This is a genomic window from Vibrio bivalvicida (assembly GCF_001399455.2).
Lineage (GTDB): Bacteria > Pseudomonadota > Gammaproteobacteria > Enterobacterales > Vibrionaceae > Vibrio > Vibrio bivalvicida.
The window spans coordinates 36,213-55,973 of record NZ_LLEI02000032.1 but is presented as its reverse complement, the minus strand read 5'-3'; the positions used below and the strand labels follow the sequence as shown (position 1 = coordinate 55,973).

Genomic DNA, 19,761 nt, shown 5'->3' with positions numbered 1-19,761 from the left:
CTCTAGGTCTGGTGTCAGCGAAGGAAAGTCGCCCTAGACCAAAAATACAGAATTTCATCGAGGCGAATATCGACTCGATTCAGTTTTATTTATTTTTTGAGGAAGTAGCTGTGACACGAATTATCGTAGTAGGCGGCGGTGCAGGCGGTTTAGAGCTTGTAACCAAACTAGGTCGTACGCTCGGCCGTAAAGGGCGCGCTAAAGTCACTTTGGTTGATCGCAAAGCGAGCCACTTATGGAAGCCTCTGTTGCACGAGGTTGCGACAGGTTCTCTTGATGAGGGTGTCGATGCGTTGAGCTATCGTGCTCATGCGAAAAACCATCATTTTGATTTTCAAATGGGTAGCTTAGAAGACATCGATCGCGAGCGCAAAGTGATTAAGTTGCACGAGCTGAAAGATGACAGTGGCGAACTTTTAATGCCTAGCCGTGAGCTTGAATACGACATTCTCGTTATGGCAATTGGCTCGACGTCTAATGATTTCAATACTCCGGGTGTCCGCGAGCACTGTATTTTCCTCGATAGCCCAGAGCAAGCGCACCGTTTCCGTACCGAAATGAACAACGAATTTCTTAAATTACACGCGAAAAACGGTAATGGCACGGTAGATATCGCGATTGTTGGTGCAGGAGCTACCGGTGTAGAGCTTTCAGCCGAATTGCACAACGCGGTGAAAGAATTACGCACCTATGGTTTTGGCGACCTAGATTCCAGCAAACTGAATGTAAACCTTGTTGAAGCAGGTGAACGCATTCTTCCCGCTCTTCCACCGCGTATTTCAGCTGCAGCGCACCAAGAGCTTACTAAGTTGGGCGTTAATGTGCGTACTGCTACCATGGTGACTCAAGCAGATCAAGATGGCTTGGTTACCAAAGATGGTGACAAGATCTCAGCTCAGATCATGGTGTGGGCTGCGGGCATCAAAGCTCCAGACTTTATTAAAGATTTAGCTGGTCTAGAAACCAACCGTATCAACCAGTTAGTGGTAAAAGACACCCTACAAACAACCCGTGATGACGATATCTTCGTGATTGGAGATTTGGCACAGTGCACTCAAGCGGACGGTTCATTTGTTCCACCGCGTGCCCAAGCTGCGCATCAGATGTCGAGTCGAGCTTTTGCCAATATTGTTGCTAAGCTAAATGGCCGCGAAATGAAGCCTTACATCTACAAGGACAAAGGCTCCTTAGTGTCATTGAGTCGTTTCTCGACGGTAGGCAGCCTAATGGGTAACCTAACCAAAGGCTCAATGATGGTTGAAGGGCGCATTGCACGTGTTGTGTATATCTCCTTGTACCGCCTGCATCAAATGGCTCTGCACGGGGTGTTTAAGACAGGTTTGATTATCCTTATGGGTCGCATCAATCGAGTATTACGACCTAACCTTAAGCTTCACTAACAAAACAGCAAACTAAAAAAGAGCGCAGTGGCGCTCTTTTTTATATCAATGGAATTCATTGCGAATCGGGAGTAACTGAATAGACAAGGCCAGTCTTAGGCTTACCATTAAAGATAAAGCGATTCCTCGCCTTTGATTCAAAAACACCGCCGCAAGACTCAATCAGTTTTTGACTAGGTAGGTTGTCTGGGTCGCAGACTACCTCTAATCGTGTTAGCTTGAGTTGAGAAAAACAAAACTCAATCAAAGCATTGACAGCATTTACACCAATTCCTTGTCCTTGAGATTCATCTGTAATCCAATATCCGATACTTGCCATATTAAAGGTGTGGTAGAGTTCATTGATCGCGACCATGCCCAGTAGCTTATCACTCGAACGGCAGAACACACCAAAGCCATAAGCCTCAGACTTTACCCAATTTAAACGAGTTGCAAGAATAAAACGCTCGGCATCATCGAGAGAAAATTCACTATGGCACCAGTCAATCCATCGATGAAGGCTTGGAGAGTGAACGACACAGTCCTGCAAAGCGCTGCTTTCATCACTAGAAATTAAGCGCAGGATTAGGTGCGGGGTGACGATTTGGTAATCTGGACTCATAAGCAAAAGCCCTCGCTGGAGGGCTTACTTGACTATTGATTAACGCGACGTACTTGGATGATCACTCCCATTAACGGATGATCGAGGAAATGAGTTTCGGTACTGCGCATTCGACGTTTTTGGTCAAAGCGATAGCTTTTCAAGAATTCGACTTTATGGACCGTTGGCGTCACGTCTTCCATCAAGCCTACTTGGACAACCTGACTATCGCTGGAAGGTTCAGAGCTGAACACTTCAGGTTGATGTTGTTCCAAAGTGACATCTTTAACACTTGGTGTTTTCAGGTCAAGCTCGACATCGGCATATAAATAGTGCTCAACGTAGATTTGAAGCTTTCCGTCGAGTTGATACAGGGATTTAGGAATACTCTCTTCGGTAATCCCTTCTAAAACCTGGCTTTGATTCGCCTCAATCATAGAGCCGTCAGGGTTAAATTGGCCTGAGTAATCGCGGCCTGCTTGAACATGAAAGATTGGTGCACCGAAACGGCCTTGATCTCCTTGGCGCCAAGCTTTATGCATGAGCACCTTGAACCCTGCGTGCTGATTGAGCTTTTTGACCTCATCATTGAGTGCGTATTCGGAAGCGGGCAGCATTTTGACGCCCTTCTTATTGCGGTAGCTTACATCACCGAAAGAGGCTGCTCTTTCAAGATCAATCTTGGTTACTTTTTCAGGCCATGACTCGGCAGTTTGCTCTGCGTCAACGGCGCGTTTAAAAATGATCACTTCGATATCGAATTGACGCTGCGCCATAGACGGCATCGCAACAAGCATGAGCAGCAGCGGGATCAGTTTATTCATTACAACTCCATAATGAGGTGCAAGGCACCCCAATCTAATTTTGGCTTTACGTTTTGGGCAATAAATTTTGCTGGAATTCACCCAGCATGTCACTAACAAACTGGATGCGTTTACGTCTATCTACTAATGGTATCGTAAACTTGAACTTTGTGGGTCCATCCATTGCGAATTTTTGTGGTTGAGATTGCAATAGTTTAACCAAATACATAGGGTTAATGTCAGCATCTGGATAGAATTCGATAAAGCCACCTTTGTCGTGGGCTTCAACTTTCTTCACTTTCAGTGCGGCTGCTTGCAGTTTTAGTTTAGCGACAGAGAGCAAATTTTTGGTCGCATCTGGCAATAAACCAAAGCGGTCAATCAACTCAATTTTCAACTCGCCCAACTCGTCTTCACTACTGACACTAGCAATCTGCTTATACATCGATAGTCGCGTATTAATATCTGGGATGTAGTCGTCAGGTAACAGGGCAGGCAGACGCATCTCGACTTCGGTTTGGTCGCGTAATAGCTCATCTAGAGATGGCTCTTTACCTTCTTTTAGTGCTTCTACAGCTTGCTCTAACATCTCCATATACAATGTAAAACCAACCGATTGTATTTGACCACTTTGCTCGTCACCGAGTAACTCACCAGCGCCACGAATCTCTAAGTCGTGGGTGGCTAGAGTAAAGCCTGCGCCTAAGTCTTCGAGTGATGCAATTGCGTCAAGACGTTTAATCGCATCTTTAGTCATCGCTTTCGGATGTGGAGTGAGTAAGTACGCATATGCTTGGTGATGGGAGCGACCCACTCGACCACGCAACTGGTGGAGCTGAGCCAAACCTAGGTTGTCAGCTCTGTTCATGATGATGGTATTCGCTGTTGGTACATCGATACCGGTTTCGATAATGGTGGTACACACCAGAAGGTTGAAGCGCTGATGGTAGAAATCGTTCATGATTCGTTCGAGTTCTCTTTCGCGCATTTGACCGTGCGCGACAGTCACTCGAGCTTCTGGGATCAGCTTCTCTAGATCAGCAGCGACTTTTTCAATCGTATCTACTTGATTGTGCAGGAAGTAGACCTGACCACCACGCATGATCTCACGCAGTACTGCTTCACGCACTACGGCATCATCTTGTTGTCTGACAAAGGTTTTAATCGCAAGACGTCGGGCTGGTGGGGTGGCGATGATAGAAAGGTCACGCATGCCACTCATTGCCATATTCAAGGTGCGCGGAATCGGTGTCGCGGTAAGCGTTAAGATATCGACATCTGCACGCATCGCTTTCATCTTCTCTTTTTGGCGTACGCCAAATCGATGCTCCTCATCGACAATAAGCAGACCTAGATCTTTAAACTTGATGTCGTTTGAAAGTAGCTTATGAGTGCCGACGACCAGATCGACTTTGCCATCTTCAATATCTTGCAGGACTTGCTTTTGTTCTTTGGCGGTTTTGAAACGAGACAGTACTTCAACACGAATCGGTAGGTTAGCAAAACGATCGCGGAAGTTCTCAAAGTGTTGTTGAGCGAGTAACGTTGTCGGAACTAAGACTGCCACTTGCTTACTATTGTCGGTGGCAACAAAAGCAGCGCGCATTGCTACCTCAGTTTTACCAAAGCCTACATCACCACAAACTAGTCGATCCATCGCTTTAGCTTGGCACATGTCAGACATTACGGCATTGATCGTCATTGACTGGTCATCGGTTTCTTCAAATGGGAAACCCGCTTTGAACGTGGCGTATTGTCCACGATCTAGCGCAAATTTGTAGCCGGGTTTTAGTTCGCGTTTAGCGTAGACATCAAGCAGTTCAGCCGCAACATCACGTACCTTCTCTGCCGCTTTTCTACGAGCTTTCACCCACGCTTCACCACCCAGTCTATGCAGTGGTGCGCCTTCCTCTGCGCCACCAGAGTAGCGACTTATCAAATTAAGTGAAGCAACAGGAACGTAGAGCTTAGCCTCATTTTGGTATTCGAGTGTGACGTACTCTGTTGTTAATCCTCCGGCCTCTAAGGTTTGCAAACCAATATAACGGCCAATACCGTGGTCAATATGAACGACTGGCTGCCCAGGCTGAAGCTCGGCAAGGTTACGAATAACCGCATCGCTATTGGTTGTTTTTCGATCTTTTCGGCGGCGCTGAATGACGCGATCGCCTAGTAAATCACTTTCGCAGATAAGTGCGACTTGTTCGTCACCAAAGACAAAGCCATGCTCCGCAGCACCCAGAACCAAACAGAACTTGTTACCACTGTTTAGCGCTTCTTGTAAGTTACCGCTCTCTTGAGGCTTTAACTTGATACGTTGCAACAGCTCTAAAAGTGCTTCACGGCGACCTTCTGATTCAACAGAAAAGACAATCTGACCTTGGAAAGTTTCACTGAAATGGCGCAGCGCAGCCATAGGCTCTTTGTTTTGATGCTGCACCGCAAGTTCTGGCAAGGCAGAGAGGGCAGGGTTGCAGCGACCTTGTTTTTCACTGACTGGATCTACAAACAACTGTACTTGAGGCAACAGCTTAAATTGGCTGAACAGTTCATCTTTCCTTAGCCACAGCTCTTGTGGTGGAAGAAGTGGACGCAATGGGTCAACTTTTCGTTGATCATAGCGATAATCGACATCGTCCAAGAAGGTATCAATGGCGGGTTCAATCTGACCTACCGTGAGTAATAGCGTGGTATCTGGAATGTAATCGAACAACGTTTCTGTATGTTCAAAAAACAGCGGTTGCCAGTATTCAATACCTGCAGGCCATGTTCCTTTCGATACCTGCATGTAGACTGATTCAGGTTCACGGCGTGCTTCGAAGCGTTGACGCCAGCGAATCCGAAAATCTTCTATCGCACTCTCGGAGGTTGGAAATTCATGCGCCGGAAGTAAGCGTATTGCTTTGGTATCTTCAATCGAACGTTGATTCTCTGGGTCAAAGGTTCGAATCGTGTCGATTTCATCATCAAAGAAGTCAATGCGGAAAGGGTCGTTTGACCCCATAGGGAAGAGATCTAAAATCGATCCTCGGCTAGCGTATTCGCCTGGACCAAATACCTGATCGACATGGCGATACCCTGATTTTTCAAGTTGAATCCGTAGCTTTTCTAACGAGAAAAGATCGCGGACTTTTACCATCAGCGTATGCTGCATTAAAAAGTCGCGAGGTGATTGGCGTTGCAACAGTGTATTCACCGGAACGATGGTGATCCCACTAGATTGCGTTGGTAACTGATAGAGGCGTGAAATTCTATCCGAGATAATCTCTTGGTGCGGAGAAAAACTGTCGTAAGGCAATGTTTCCCAGTCAGGAAATAGAGAGATCTCTTGTTTGGTGAACTGCTCTAGCTCTTGTTGCAGCTTTAAAGCAGTTTGCGGATCGGGCACGGCCAGCAGAGTGTGTGAGCCGTGTTGTTCGGCGAGTTCCGCAATGGCTAGGGCTAAACTTGCCCCTTGAAGGTTACCAATTTGCTTTTTGTCTCCGGCGCGATCGGAGCACGCCAGATTAAGTAATGATGTGTTTGGCATAATTCTGTTTATTTGTCGCGATTAAGTGAGCGCTGACGAAGGAGTTTTTGTTGTTGAAATAGAGCTGCTTTGATAAGCAGATCTTCATCGAGATCACGCAGCAGATCGTATTTCACCGTCACTAGGTGTGTGTCTTCAGTGGCTTCTACTTGAGATATGTGTCCATAGCAGTAGATCGCAGCAGCAGGATGCTCCAAGAATAATTTAACTCGGACCTTAGCATCAACATTCACGGCTTGATCTGAAATATAGGTAAATTGACTTGCTCCAAACGAGTGAGTTGAATGGCGCATTGCCGGGTCATCTTGTTGTGACAGCATAAAAGTGAGCAGGAGATTGAGCTTAGAATTTTGTGTGTCTAATAATTGGATAACATGCTTAAAGTCACTGTTTTTCAACTCATTACGAGCACTATCGTTGAGTAAATCAAGATTGCTAAACTCGCTAGCAACAATGAATGGGGCTGGGATTTCTCCTTCAAACTTTTCAAAACTTGGGAACCCCACGCCCTCAGCCAAGGCTTCGACATTGACTGTCATTGTGTGGTTAACGGTAAAGAATTCTTGATCGGCCATGCTGGATTCCTTTTACTTGATAACTTTGATTATCGTTATAGCTGACAAGTAATCAAGCTATCCCTTTGTTTATTACATATTTTAACCACTAATTGGCAATTAAACACTACACGGCAAGGCATTTAATCGGTAGAGTAAGCACCATTATTTAGGTCATCAAACCCTAACATTGGTTTCTACTATGTTTCATCCAGTCTCAACCTTTATCGGCTTACGCTACTTGCGAGGGCGTTCCGGTGATAGGTTTAGTCGCTTCGTCTCTTATATGTCTACAGCCGGTATCACCATTGGTGTGATGTCGCTTGTCACCGTGCTGTCGGTAATGAATGGTTTTGAAGCTCAGCTTAAAGGTCGTATTCTCGGTGTTCTCCCTCAGGCTATTGTTTCACATGCTGATGGTAAAACTGCGAAAACTGAACGCGCCCCAGAGTTTATTAGCCAGCTTTCAACGGCAGGCCACCCTGAACCAATTGTCCAGAGTGAAGCGGTTATTCAAAGCCCAAGTCAGTTAAATGCAGGCCTGCTGATAGGCATTAAACCTTCGGAGCACGATCCCATTGAGCGCCATTTGATTGCTGGCCGATTGTCAGATCTGCAAGCGGGGGAGTATCAGTTATTTATTGGGCACACACTCGCACGTTCGATGGATGTTTCGGTGGGTGATAAAGTACGCTTGATGGTGACAAGTGCGAGCCAGTTTACGCCACTCGGTCGAATTCCTAGCCAAAGGTTATTTACAATTGCCGGAATCTACAACACTGGTTCAGACGTCGATGCACAGTTAATGATCACCCATCTTGCCGATGCGGGTAAGTTGATGCGTTTGAAAGCCGATACCATGACAGGGTGGCGCTTATTCTTTAACGACCCATTTGTTGTTGGTGAGCTAAGTGATAAACCATTACCTGAAGGTTGGCAGTGGCAAGACTGGCGTGACCAACGTGGTGAGCTGTTTCAAGCAGTAAGAATGGAAAAGAATATGATGGGCTTGATGCTTGGTCTTATCATTGGTATTGCCGCATTTAATATCATTTCAGCTCTGATTATGGTGGTAATGGAGAAGCAATCTGAAGTAGCGATATTGAAAACCCAAGGCATGACCGATAGGCAAATCCTAGCCATATTCATGGTTCAAGGTGCAAGTAGTGGTGTTATTGGTGCGCTCACTGGTGGTGGGTTAGGCATATTACTAGCGAGTAATCTCAATCAATTGTTGGAAAGCGCAGGTGTCGCACTGTTTTCAGTCGGTGGTGAGCTACCGATTTTAATCAATCCAATGCAAATTTTTGTTGTTGTGGTATTGGCCATTGCGCTGAGCCTTGCCGCGACGTTGTTCCCTTCATACCGCGCATCTTCTGTGAAACCAGCTGAGGCTTTAAGATATGAGTAGTCTTCTTCAATGTCATAACGTTTGTAAAACCTATCATGAGGGTGCATTTGATACTCAAGTTCTTAAAGGTGTGAGCTTTGATATCGAAAAGGGAGAGCTTGCGTCGATTATCGGCACTTCAGGTTCAGGTAAAAGCACATTGTTACACATCCTGGGAGCGTTGGATGATGCAAGTGAAGGGCATGTTACTTTCTTAGATCAATACCTATCAAAACTTAGCTCAAACCGTCAAGCGAAGCTGAGAAATCAACACCTTGGATTTGTGTATCAATTTCATCATCTATTGTCGGATTTCAGTGCGATTGAGAATGTTGCCATGCCACTGCTTATTGGTGGAGCCAAAGTTAGTCAGGCAAAATCGGCAGCAAAAGCACTGCTGGACAAAGTGGGGTTGAGCCATCGGATAGAACATCGGCCAGCAGAGTTATCGGGTGGTGAACGTCAACGTGTTGCGATTGCGAGAGCACTGGTGAACAACCCGGCTTTAGTACTTGCAGATGAGCCAACGGGAAATCTAGACCATAAGACAGCATTGGCGATTTATGACTTGATGCGTGAGCTGAACCGAGAGTCCGACACTGCCTTTTTGGTTGTTACCCACGATGGTGAGTTAGCGGCGAAAATGGATCGTCAACTTCACATGCAAGATGGCTTACTATTAAATATAGAGGGGGTGTAAGTGTTTTCATCCCTATCTTTGTTCATTGGTGGGCGATTTAGCCGAGCTAAGCAACGAAACAAAATGGTCTCGTTTATCTCGATGTCGTCAACTATCGGTATTGCTGTTGGTGTTGCGGTGATCATTATTGGCTTGTCGGCAATGAATGGTTTTGAGCGCGAGCTCAAGAATCGAGTGCTGTCAGTTATTTCTCATGGTGAATTTGAAGGTGTGAGAGGCCCACTGCTTGACTGGGAGCAGGTGGTTCTACAGGCTGAAAAACATCCTAAAATTGAAGCAGCTGCGCCATATGTGAAGTTTACAGCTCTGGCAGAAAAAGGCGCCCAACTCAAAGCCCTTGAAGTACGAGGTGTTGATCCGGCCCTAGAAAGTAAAGTCTCTAACTTAGGGGAGTTTATTGATCCTGCTGTTTGGAAAGCCTTCAATGCTGGGCAACAACAAGTGATTCTCGGTAAAGGGATTGCAGATTTACTTAAAGTAAATAAAGGTGATTTTTTAACCTTGATGATCCCAACGTCTGGCGCAACGACTAAAGTTCAGGCACCTAAACGAGTGCGCGTCAAAGTAGCTGGTTTACTGACCTTAAACGGGCAGATTGATCATAACCTAGCGCTTATTCCACTCCAAGATGCGCAAAGCTACGCAAAGATGGACGAAGGAGTGAGTGGTGTAGCGGTAAGAGTAACGGATGTGCTTAATGCCACGCAAATAATTCGCGAAGCGGGCAATACATTGGAAGTTTATGTCTACCTACGTAGCTGGCAACAAAAGTATGGCTTTTTATACCGTGATATCCAGCTAGTTAGAACTATCATGTATTTAGTGATGGTTCTGGTCATAGGCGTAGCAAGCTTTAATATTGTCTCAACACTGATGATGGCGGTGAAAGATCGTGCCGCTGAGATAGCGATTTTACGTACGATGGGAGCGACAGACGGATTAGTGAAACGGATATTCGTTTGGCAAGGCGTTTTTTCAGGTGTATTTGGTAGCGTCGCAGGCAGTGTGTTTGGTGTTTTAGTAGCGCTCAACCTTACCCCTATGATTAAGGCACTCGAAAACTTTATTGGGCATAAATTCTTGTCAGGTGATATCTACTTTGTTGATTTCCTACCATCGCAAGTCAATCCTAATGATGTCATTCTTGTCTCCTTAACGGCAATTGTTCTGAGTCTGTTAGCAACATGGTATCCAGCCTCCAGAGCCAGTAAGCTGAACCCTGCAGCGGTTTTGAGTTCCAAATAGTCCCCCCCACCAAAAAAAGGACCATCCGGTCCTTTTTTCATTCTTTGTTTTCAGTCAGTTTCAAGTTTGTTCGTTGCGGGCTGTATGTTTAATAACAACGATTTACTTCTTCAGCAAATTGCCTATTCTGATTTTTCTTTGTTGCCAGCTTCGTACCACTGAATAGCGCCATAGTGCCCTGATTCCAAAATAGCCCAGCATTGCAGACAAGATGCCGCAGATAAGGCAGCCAAGCAGAAATGGGGGACCAATTGTACTCATCTGGTGGAGAATAAATTCCCAAGAAAGCTCAAAGTGGAAGTGTTGTGGTGGGACATGCATTGCCCAAGCTCCGACTTTATAAGCGAAGTAGAACAAAACGGGCATAGTGACAGGGTTACTAACCCATACCAATGCGACTGAAAGAGGCAGATTTACACCACACGCGATAGCCAAGCCAGCAGACATAATCATCTGGCTTGGGAGCGGGACGAAAGCCATAAATAAACCAACAGCGAACGCGCCTGAGGCTGAACGGCGATTAAGACACCATAGGTTTGGGTTGTATAGCACATTGCCAAAAATCTTTAGTGCCTTTTGACGCTTAATTACTTCGTGGTCAGGCATAAAGCGTTTAATAAATTTTCTTGGCATAGGGAAATGACTCTCTACTTATATTACTGGACGCTAATTTCATTCTCTTTGTTGATCACAACCAGTCCATATTGGCCATTATTGCCGAATATTGAACACCTGCTAATTGCTTTAGCTATATTGGTTGTTTCAACCAAGTATAGAAAAGCGAGGGGTTTTCTGGGACTGGCTTTAGCGTATGTTGTCATCCTGATGCACGGCAACGTATTGCGATATCAAACAGAAACACTTTTTCAAGCTGGTCAGGATATTACCATAATCGCTGACGTTGACAGCCTTTTTAAGCCAATAAATTTCGGCTTTCAAGGGATTGTTGTAGTTAGATCAATCAATGGCGAAGCCTTAACCAAGATTAACCAACCTAAAATCCGCTTAAGCAGTCCAGTATTGTTGAAGCTTGGTGAGCGAATATCAGCGAGAGTACGAGTAAAACCTATCTATGGACTGATGAATAGTACAGGGTTCGACGCTGAACAGTACGCGTTAACCCAAGGTATTACAGGATCTGGAACAATGGATCGCAAGAGAAGTTTCTTCATCGTCAGCCAGCACTCGGTGCGAGCACAGTTGATCGATTCGGTTAGAGACAAAACGCATCAACTCGAGCACCAAGCTATGGTTTTAGCGCTTATGTTCGGAGTGCGAGAAGGGATTTCTGCACAAAGTTGGCTGAAGTTAAAACAAAGTGGCTTAAGCCATCTTGTCGCCATCTCGGGCCTGCATGTGGGGATCGCATTTGGGATTGGTTGGTTGTTAGGTTTTACATTACTTCGGGTTCATTCATTATTTTTACATGCACCAATGCTGGTGGGGTTAGTTGTCGCTTTTAGTTATGCGTGGTTGGCTGGTTTTTCCATTCCAACGCAGCGCGCTGTTATCATGTGCTTTCTAGTGTGCGTGTTTACTCAACTTTCAGGTCGTGTTCCCAACTCACTTAAGTGGCTATTGGTGCTATGTGCACTTCTTACTCTGGCCCCTTTTTCTGTCGTGTCTCCCAGCTTGTGGATGTCGATGAGTGCGGTCGGGATAATCTTCCTGTATCAAACTAAAAGCAAATCACGCGCGACATTGTTTGGGCAAACAATAGAAGCCCAACTCTACCTTGTGGTTGTGATGATGCCACTGGTCATTTACCTTTTTCATGGTCTGAGCTTTGGTGCTGTTGTTTACAACCTGATCTTTGTGCCTTGGTTTACTTTGGTGGTTATCCCACTGGTTTTCCTTTCATTTATATGTCAATTACTCGCTCCTTGGATTGAGTTACCTTGGTGGGTCCTTGAGTATAGCCTCAAGCCTGTAAATTGGGCGATGGAGTATTCCCATTGGACTTGGTTTGATATGTCGAATCAGTCGCTATTGTGGCTTGTCACAAGTACGGCAGTGATAACCATGTGTCGAATGGTCGCCAAGCAGTATGTTTGCCTGATCGCTTACTGCGCAAGCCTTAGCCTAATCACTTGGCGAGAGCCGCCTTTATGGCGAATTACAGTGCTAGATGTCGGTCATGGCTTGTCGGTGATTGTTCAGCAAGATGACAGGGCATTTATCTATGATACAGGTGCAGCTTGGCCAACTTCGAGTATCGCTGAGCAGATCATTACTCCAACGATGATTGCACGCGGCATTAGTGATTTAGATTACCTAGCAATCAGTCATTTTGATAATGACCATGCAGGTGGTGTTGAGGCGTTAAAAGAAAGGTGGGCTCCCAAGGTAACGTTAACTAGCCAGACTGGCTATTCGTTGACACCTTGTATCAAAGGGCGGTCTTGGCAATGGGATGGAATTACTATAGAAGCGCTTTGGCCTCCCACAACAGCGGCGAGAGCTTACAACCCTCATTCTTGCGTTTTCAAACTCGTGCATAAAGCTAGCCCGACAACACTCTTGCTAGCGGGAGACATCGAAGCCATCGCGGAATGGATTTTGGTACGAGATGGTCAAAAATTGGATTCAGATATTCTAATCGTCCCTCATCATGGTAGTAAAACTTCATCCGTTCCTGCTTTTGTTAAGGCGGTGAACCCTGAAGTCGCAGTTGCTTCACTGGCTAAAGGAGGACGGTGGCAGTTGCCCGATGAAAATGTGGTAACGAACTACCAAAAAACAGGGGCAAAATGGATGGATACAGGGCAGTATGGTCAAATTGTGTTCGATATTTATCCGCGTAGATATCAGGTAACAGCGCTAAGGGAGATCAAAGGTAAGACTTGGTATAGGCAGATGCTACGGAACGGAGTAGAATAGCCACAATACTGTAAAAGAAAAATAAGCAATTCTATGTCTCTGAATCAAGACGAAACCACGTGGCAAACCTTTCAACGCCTGTGGATTTATATTCGACAGTACAAAGCAGGTCTAACTGTTGCTGTTGTAGCTCTTATTATTAATGCTGCTGCTGATACTTATATGATGTCATTGGTCAAACCCTTGCTAGATGAAGGCTTTGGCGATGCAGAATCTAACTTTCTAAGAATCCTGCCTTTTATTATTTTCGGCATGATGGTGGTGCGAGGCCTGAGTGGGTTCGTTTCAACATACTGTTTAAGCTGGGTTTCTGGCAATGTGGTTATGGAGATGCGACGCTCTATCTTTAACCAATTTATGCATATGCCAGTCTCTTACTTTGATAAAGAATCCGCCGGTGGTCTGCTATCTCGCATTACTTATGACTCTGAACAAGTTGCGGGGGCAACGAGTCGAGCATTGGTGAGTATTGTGCGTGAAGGTGCCAGTATTATTGGCTTACTTATCCTTATGTTCTGGAACAGTTGGCAGTTATCATTGGTATTGATTGTTGTTGCTCCAATCGTGGCATGGGGAATTGGATTTGTTTCGAAACGCTTCCGTAAAATCTCCAAAAATATGCAGGAAACTATGGGGCATGTCACCTCGTCCGCGGAGCAGATGTTAAAAGGCCATAAAGTGGTTTTGAGCTACGGTGGACAGCATGTCGAAAGCGAGCGTTTTGATTCTGTTAGCAATCAGATGCGTCAGCAATCGATGAAAATGGTGGCGGCTCAAGCGATTGCCAACCCAGTGATTCAAGTGATCGCGTCTATCGCTTTGGTTGTTGTTCTGTTTTTAGCGAGTGTCGATTCAATCCGCACAGAGTTGACTCCAGGTACTTTTACTGTCGTGTTTTCTGCCATGTTTGCTCTAATGCGACCGCTTAAAGCGTTGACCAATGTAACCTCTGATTTTCAGCGCGGTATGGCCGCAAGCCAAACTTTGTTTGCTTTGATGGATCTTGAAACAGAGCAGGACAATGGTAAATATCAAGCGGATAAAGTACGCGGTAACATTGAAGTGAAAGGCGTGACATTTACCTATGAAGGCAAAGAAAAACCAGCACTAAGCGATGTTAGCTTTAAGCTCCCGAAAGGAAAGACAGTTGCGCTCGTCGGACGCTCAGGATCCGGTAAAAGCACTATTGCCAATCTATTCACGCGTTTCTATGACGTAGACGCAGGTAATATTTGCTTAGATGAACATGATATCCGTGATTACACTCTAAGCAACCTGCGTTCACACTTTGCTTTGGTTTCGCAAAATGTTCACCTGTTCAACGATACTATCGCTAACAATATTGCTTATGCTGCAACTGAGAAGTACAGCCGAGAGCAAGTTGAAGAAGCAGCTCGACTAGCGTATGCGATGGACTTTATCGACAATATGGATAAAGGACTGGATACGGTCATCGGTGAAAATGGCGCGAGTTTATCTGGTGGTCAGCGTCAGCGTATTGCGATTGCGCGTGCACTTCTGCGCGATGCTCCAGTATTGATTCTAGATGAGGCGACATCTGCGCTCGATACCGAGTCAGAAAAAGCGATTCAGTCGGCCTTGGATGAATTGCAGAAAAATAAAACTGTACTGGTTATTGCTCACCGTTTGTCTACCATTGAAAACGCAGATGAGATTTTGGTGGTTGATGAAGGCGAGATTGTTGAACGTGGTAATCACAGTGCCTTAATTGAGAAAGACGGTGCATACGCTCAACTTCATCGTATTCAATTCGGTGCTTAAATTTGATTGAAAAGATCTGGTTTGAGAATCACCCACTAAAATATTTGTTGTGGCCGTTATTGTGGCCATTGAGTGTTTTGTTTGGTTTGATTAGTCGTTCACGACGTAGCAAGTATCAAGCAGGGAAAAGAGCGAGTTATCGTGCTCCAGTGCCGGTAATTGTTGTCGGTAATATCACTGCGGGTGGTAACGGTAAAACCCCCGTAGTGATCTGGTTAGTCGAGCAACTTCAAGCTCTGGGCTATAAACCTGGGGTGGTCTCGCGTGGATATGGCGCCAAGGCTCCTGTATATCCGCTGATCGTGGACAGTGAAACCTCTACCAAACATTGTGGTGATGAGCCTAAGTTGATTTATAAACGCACAGGTGCACCTGTTGCGGTATCTCCAACTAGAAGTACCGCTGTGCAGGCGCTACTGCCTCTTGGCGTCAATGTGATTATAACCGACGATGGCCTTCAGCATTATGCATTACAACGTGATATAGAGATTGTGGTTGTTGATGGGGCAAGGCGTTTTGGCAATGAATCGCTTATTCCTCTGGGCCCGTTACGTGAATCAACAGCGCGGCTGGAAGAGGTCGACTTCATTATAACCAATGGCGGCAATGCACGGAGAAATGAAGCTCCGATGGCTCTGAAACCGACCCAAGCTGTGAATTTGAAAACGAATCAACGAATGGATGTCTCAGAGTTAAAAGGAAGCTTGATTGCTATGGCTGGAATAGGGCATCCACCGAGATTTTTTAAAACACTAGAACAATTAGGAGCAAAGCCAACTTTTCAGCAGGGCTTTGCAGATCATAAAGATTTTGAACTGTCTGAATTAGAACAGTTAGCCGCTAAAGGTGACCATCTAATCATGACTGAAAAAGACGCAGTAAAGTGCGCGCATTATGCCAAAAAAAATTGGTGGTACTTACCCGTTAGCGCGGAATTCAAAGACACCGACAAAGCGTGCATTATTAATAAGATTAAAGAGGTTAAGGAACAGTATGGATCATCGTCTGCTTGAGATTGTTGCATGTCCAGTATGTAAAGGAAAACTAACTTTTGATAAAGAGAAGCAGGAACTGGTATGTAAGCTAGACCGCCTTGCTTATCCAATCAAAGAAGGGATTCCTATGCTTCTCGAACCAGAGGCGCGTAAAGTTAGTATGGACGAGGGCAGATAATGTCTTTCACAGTTGTCATTCCAGCTCGATACCAATCGACGCGCTTGCCAGGCAAACCGTTGGCGGATATCTGCGGCAAACCTATGATTCAGTGGGTCTACGAGCAAGCGATTCAAGCGGGGGCTGACAAGGTAATTGTAGCAACTGATGATAGCCGGGTTGAAAAAGCGGTTAAGTCATTTGGTGGTGAAGTCTGCATGACCTCTCCAGATCACGAATCAGGCACTGAGCGCCTTGCTGAAGTGGTTGAAAAAAAGGCAATTGCTGATGACCATGTAATCGTCAATGTTCAGGGTGATGAGCCGCTGATTCCACCGTCAATCATCGCTCAAGTTGCTGAAAACTTGGCTAACAGCAAGGCACCAATGTCGACACTCGCGGTAGAAATCCGCGAAGAGGCGGAAGTATTTAACCCCAATGCAGTTAAGGTTCTAACGGATAAAGATGGTTATGCGATGTACTTCAGTCGTGCGACTATTCCTTGGGACAGAGACAACTTTGCCAATAAAGAGCCAGTCATCAAGCAGCCATTAATGCGTCATATCGGTATCTATGCTTACCGTGCTGGGTTTATTAATACTTACATCAATTGGGAGCCGACCGCTCTAGAAAAGATTGAGTGCTTGGAGCAGCTACGTGTGCTTTGGTATGGTGAAAAAATCCATGTTGAAGTGGCAAAAGAAGCGCCAGCAGCAGGTGTTGATACACCAGAAGACTTAGAAGTCGTTCGTGGTATTATTGCTAAGCTATAGTTTGATAGCAAAAAGGCCCAGAACGGGCCTTTTTGTTTCAATTAAACTCTAGATTTTCCCATCATAGTCGTTACGCTTTGGGCAGGTTCCAAGGATTTCTCTTCGTCCGCTATCTTTTACCTCTTCAAGGATAACGTCAAACCCCCAAAGTCGATAAAGGTGTTTAAGAACCTCATCATAGCCTTCGTCGAGCGGGATTCTATCATGTGGAATATATTGTAAAGTCATCGAACGATCACCACGTACATCGACATTAAACACCTGGATATTTGGCTCTAGATTACTCAGGTTGTATTGAGCCGCTAGCTTTTCCCTGATTGCTCGATAACCTGTTTCATCATGAATCGCGCTAACCTCAATATAGTTTTTACGGTCGTCATCGACGATGGCGAACAGCTTAAAGTCACGCATTAGCTTTGGTGACAAATACTGGCTAATGAAGCTCTCATCTTTGAAGTTTTGCATAGCGAAATGCACAGCTTCCAGCCAATCTGTACCTGCAAGGTCCGGGAACCATTCTCGGTCTTCATCGGTAGGCTCTTCACAAATTCTTCGAATGTCGCGGAACATCGCAAAGCCAAGTGCATAAGGGTTGATGCCACTAAAATATGGGCTGTTATATGATGGCTGCGCGACAACACCGGTATGGCTATGTAAGAACTCAAGAATAAACCTGTCAGTTACTAGACCCTCATCGTATAGATGATTGAGAATAGTATAGTGCCAAAAGGTCGCCCATCCTTCATTCATAACCTGAGTTTGCTTTTGTGGGTAGAAGTACTGGCTAATTTTACGCACGATACGGACGATTTCACGCTGCCAAGACTCAAGCAATGGTGCATGTTTCTCAATGAAATAGAGGATGTTTTCCTGTGGTTCTGTAGGGAAACGGATTTTTTCACTTTCAGGTTCAACCTTCGATTTTGGAACTGTACGCCATAAATCATTAACCTGAGATTGCAGGTATGCTTCACGTTCCTCTTGACGAGATTTCTCCTCTGCAATAGAAATTTTCTCTGGGCGCTTGTAGCGATCTACGCCAAAATTCATCAAGGCATGGCATGAATCGAGGAGATTTTCGACCTCTTGAACTCCATATTTTTGCTCACATTCCGCCATGTAGTTTTTGGCAAATAGAAGGTAATCGATAATTGAACTGGCGTCAGTCCATGTTTGGAATAAATAATTGCCTTTGAAAAATGAGTTGTGACCGTAGCAAGCGTGCGCCATGACTAACGCTTGCATGGTAACGGTGTTCTCTTCCATAAGATAGGCGATACAAGGGTTAGAATTGATCACTATCTCATAGGCCAGCCCCATTTGCCCATGTTTATACCCTTGTTCTGTTTGGATAAACTTTTTGCCAAAAGACCAGTGGTTGTAGTTGATAGGCATCCCGATACTAGAGTAAGCATCCATCATTTGCTCTGAGGTAATAACCTCGATTTGGTTCGGGTAAGCGTCGAGCTTGTAGTGGTCAGCAACACGTTTAATTTCTGTGTGGTAGCGGTCCAAGAGATCAAATGTCCAATCTGGGCCATCTGGCAGTGCCTTGCTTTTTGCTGGCTTTTTCGTTTTTGTTGTCATACGGCCTCCCTAAGCAGTCTCTTTTTTGAAAAGCTCTCTAAATACAGGGAAAATATCCTCAACGTTACGAATGTTTTTCATCGCAAAGTTGGGGAAGGCACCCTCAAGCTTTTCGTACTCGTGCCACAATGTTTGATGAGAGCGGCGAGTGATTTCGATGTATGAATAGTATTGGCAGTTTGGCAATAGGTTTTTTGTTAGTAGCTCGCGGCAACGTGGAGAATCATCTGCCCAGTTGTCGCCATCTGAAGCTTGAGCCGCATAGATGTTCCACTCCCCAACGGGGTAGCGATCGGCTACAATTTCGTTCATCAGTTTTAGAGCACTTGAAACTATGGTCCCCCCGGTTTCTTGAGAATAGAAAAACTCATGCTCATCGACTTCCTTAGCTTGAGTATGGTGGCGGATAAACACCACTTCTACATTTTCGTAGGTGCGAGTTAAGAACAAGTAGAGCAGAACATAAAAACGTTTTGCGATGTCTTTAGTTGCTTGATCCATTGAGCCAGAAACATCCATTAAACAGAACATCACGGCTTGGCTTGATGGAACTGGGCGGCGTTCGTAGTTTTTGAAACGTAAATCAAAGGTGTCGATAAATGGCACCGCATCAAGCTTGCGACGTAGAGCTTTGATCTCTTCTTGCAGCCGCTTCTCCTCAAGCATTTGTGCAGGTTCAGACATTTTTACGCGATCGAGTTCTTCTTCAAGTTCGCGAAGCATGCGCTTTTTACCTGCTGTCATTGCTGTTCGGCGTGCGAGTGATTGCTGAAGCGACTTTACGATCGCAATATTAGCGGGAACCCCAGCGGTTTGATAACCCGCACGATGAGTTTTCCACTCAGTGATTTTGGCTATTTGATTTTTTTCTAAGTTCGGTAACTCTAGATCTTCAAACAGAATATCGAGGTATTCATCTTTAGAAATCTGGAATACAAAATCGTCTTGGCCTTCACCGTCTGCGCTGGCCTCGCCTTCCCCAGAACCACCGCCTTGACCTCCACCTTTAGGTCGTTCGATTTTATCACCGGTAATGAATTGGTCATTGCCCGGATGGACACGTTCTTTCAGGCCGCCTTTGCCTTGATGAAAGACTGGCTCTTTGATGTCTTTATGCGGAATTGCAACGTCTTCACCAGTTTCAGTGTTGGTGATTGAACGGCGATTTACCGCATCCGCCACAGATTCTTTAATCTGCTCTTTATGGCGGCGTAAAAAGCGCTGGCGGTTAACCGCACTTTTATTTTTGCCGTTCAGTCGTCGGTCAATAAATTGCGCCATGAGTCACCCCTTATCTCTTACGTACCTGCCTTTAAATGTCGACAGACACTTATATATCCAATCTCCTACCAGAGCGTTAACCTCTGGTAGGGATTTCATGGGCTA

At 45.3% G+C, this 19,761-nt stretch carries 16 protein-coding genes; 9 read left to right on the top strand and 7 right to left on the bottom strand.

What is annotated here, in order from left to right:
• The first annotated feature begins 110 nt into the window (after window positions 1–110).
• Entirely contained in the window at window positions 111–1,400 is a 1,290-nt protein-coding gene (locus tag APB76_RS11180; RefSeq protein WP_054961649.1) for an NAD(P)/FAD-dependent oxidoreductase, read from the top strand.
• 55 nt (window positions 1,401–1,455) lie between these two features.
• Here APB76_RS11180 and APB76_RS11175 read toward each other — a convergent pair whose 3' ends face one another.
• The 4 genes from APB76_RS11175 to APB76_RS11160 are packed head-to-tail and all read right to left on the bottom strand — an operon-like array spanning window position 1,456 to window position 6,887.
• Window positions 1,456–2,001, bottom strand: a complete 546-nt coding sequence (locus tag APB76_RS11175) for a GNAT family N-acetyltransferase (protein ID WP_054961650.1) — start codon at window positions 1,999–2,001, stop codon at window positions 1,456–1,458.
• A 32-nt stretch (window positions 2,002–2,033) separates the two neighbouring features.
• Entirely contained in the window at window positions 2,034–2,804 is a 771-nt protein-coding gene (locus tag APB76_RS11170) for a peptidoglycan binding protein CsiV (protein ID WP_049843780.1), read from the bottom strand.
• Between the two features lie 46 nt (window positions 2,805–2,850).
• The gene (mfd, locus tag APB76_RS11165; RefSeq protein ID WP_054961651.1) at window positions 2,851–6,312 is read right to left on the bottom strand and encodes a transcription-repair coupling factor; all 3,462 of its coding nucleotides are present in this window, start codon (window positions 6,310–6,312) and stop codon (window positions 2,851–2,853) included.
• Between the two features lie 8 nt (window positions 6,313–6,320).
• Window positions 6,321–6,887, bottom strand: coding sequence for a hypothetical protein (locus APB76_RS11160; protein ID WP_054961652.1), 567 nt, complete (start codon window positions 6,885–6,887; stop codon window positions 6,321–6,323).
• 181 nt (window positions 6,888–7,068) lie between these two features.
• On the opposite strand from APB76_RS11160, the gene lolC reads away from it, so the two are divergent.
• Genes lolC through lolE form a run of 3 tightly spaced genes read left to right on the top strand, consistent with a single transcriptional unit; the run spans window position 7,069 to window position 10,201 of the window.
• Entirely contained in the window at window positions 7,069–8,277 is a 1,209-nt protein-coding gene (lolC, locus tag APB76_RS11155) for a lipoprotein-releasing ABC transporter permease subunit LolC (protein ID WP_054961653.1), read from the top strand.
• Window positions 8,270–8,956, top strand: a complete 687-nt coding sequence (gene lolD, locus APB76_RS11150) for a lipoprotein-releasing ABC transporter ATP-binding protein LolD (protein WP_054961654.1) — start codon at window positions 8,270–8,272, stop codon at window positions 8,954–8,956. Before lolC ends, lolD begins: the two co-directional genes overlap by 8 nt.
• Window positions 8,957–10,201 carry a lipoprotein-releasing ABC transporter permease subunit LolE gene (lolE, locus tag APB76_RS11145; protein WP_054961655.1) on the top strand — a complete coding sequence of 415 codons (1,245 nt, stop codon included), beginning with the start codon at window positions 8,957–8,959 and terminating at the stop codon, window positions 10,199–10,201. It begins immediately after the preceding gene.
• A 102-nt stretch (window positions 10,202–10,303) separates the two neighbouring features.
• Here lolE and APB76_RS11140 read toward each other — a convergent pair whose 3' ends face one another.
• Window positions 10,304–10,834, bottom strand: coding sequence for a DUF2062 domain-containing protein (locus tag APB76_RS11140; protein ID WP_049844933.1), 531 nt, complete (start codon window positions 10,832–10,834; stop codon window positions 10,304–10,306).
• 6 nt (window positions 10,835–10,840) lie between these two features.
• Here APB76_RS11140 and APB76_RS11135 point away from each other — a divergent pair, with 6 nt between their 5' ends.
• From APB76_RS11135 to kdsB, 5 genes are read left to right on the top strand one after another with little or no spacing between them, the layout of a single operon-like run.
• Window positions 10,841–13,081 (top strand): DNA internalization-related competence protein ComEC/Rec2, encoded by a 2,241-nt coding sequence (locus APB76_RS11135; RefSeq protein ID WP_074181709.1) that lies wholly within the window; start codon window positions 10,841–10,843, stop codon window positions 13,079–13,081.
• Window positions 13,082–13,114: 33 nt separating this feature from the next.
• Complete coding sequence (msbA, locus tag APB76_RS11130; protein WP_049844934.1) at window positions 13,115–14,863, top strand: lipid A ABC transporter ATP-binding protein/permease MsbA; 1,749 nt, start codon at window positions 13,115–13,117, stop codon at window positions 14,861–14,863.
• 2 nt (window positions 14,864–14,865) lie between these two features.
• The gene (gene lpxK / locus APB76_RS11125) at window positions 14,866–15,876 is read left to right on the top strand and encodes a tetraacyldisaccharide 4'-kinase (RefSeq protein ID WP_049844935.1); all 1,011 of its coding nucleotides are present in this window, start codon (window positions 14,866–14,868) and stop codon (window positions 15,874–15,876) included.
• Complete coding sequence (locus APB76_RS11120) at window positions 15,857–16,036, top strand: Trm112 family protein (RefSeq protein ID WP_049844936.1); 180 nt, start codon at window positions 15,857–15,859, stop codon at window positions 16,034–16,036. The genes lpxK and APB76_RS11120 overlap by 20 nt, the downstream gene beginning before the upstream one ends.
• Window positions 16,036–16,788 (top strand): 3-deoxy-manno-octulosonate cytidylyltransferase, encoded by a 753-nt coding sequence (gene kdsB / locus APB76_RS11115; RefSeq protein WP_054961656.1) that lies wholly within the window; start codon window positions 16,036–16,038, stop codon window positions 16,786–16,788. Before APB76_RS11120 ends, kdsB begins: the two co-directional genes overlap by 1 nt.
• 48 nt (window positions 16,789–16,836) lie before the next feature.
• Here kdsB and APB76_RS11110 read toward each other — a convergent pair whose 3' ends face one another.
• Together APB76_RS11110 and APB76_RS11105 are read right to left on the bottom strand one after the other, a co-directional pair.
• Window positions 16,837–18,375 (bottom strand): SpoVR family protein, encoded by a 1,539-nt coding sequence (locus tag APB76_RS11110; protein ID WP_054961657.1) that lies wholly within the window; start codon window positions 18,373–18,375, stop codon window positions 16,837–16,839.
• Between the two features lie 9 nt (window positions 18,376–18,384).
• A complete protein-coding gene (locus APB76_RS11105) occupies window positions 18,385–19,656 on the bottom strand; it encodes a YeaH/YhbH family protein (protein WP_054961658.1) in 1,272 nt (423 codons plus the stop codon).
• Window positions 19,657–19,761: the final 105 nt, after the last annotated feature.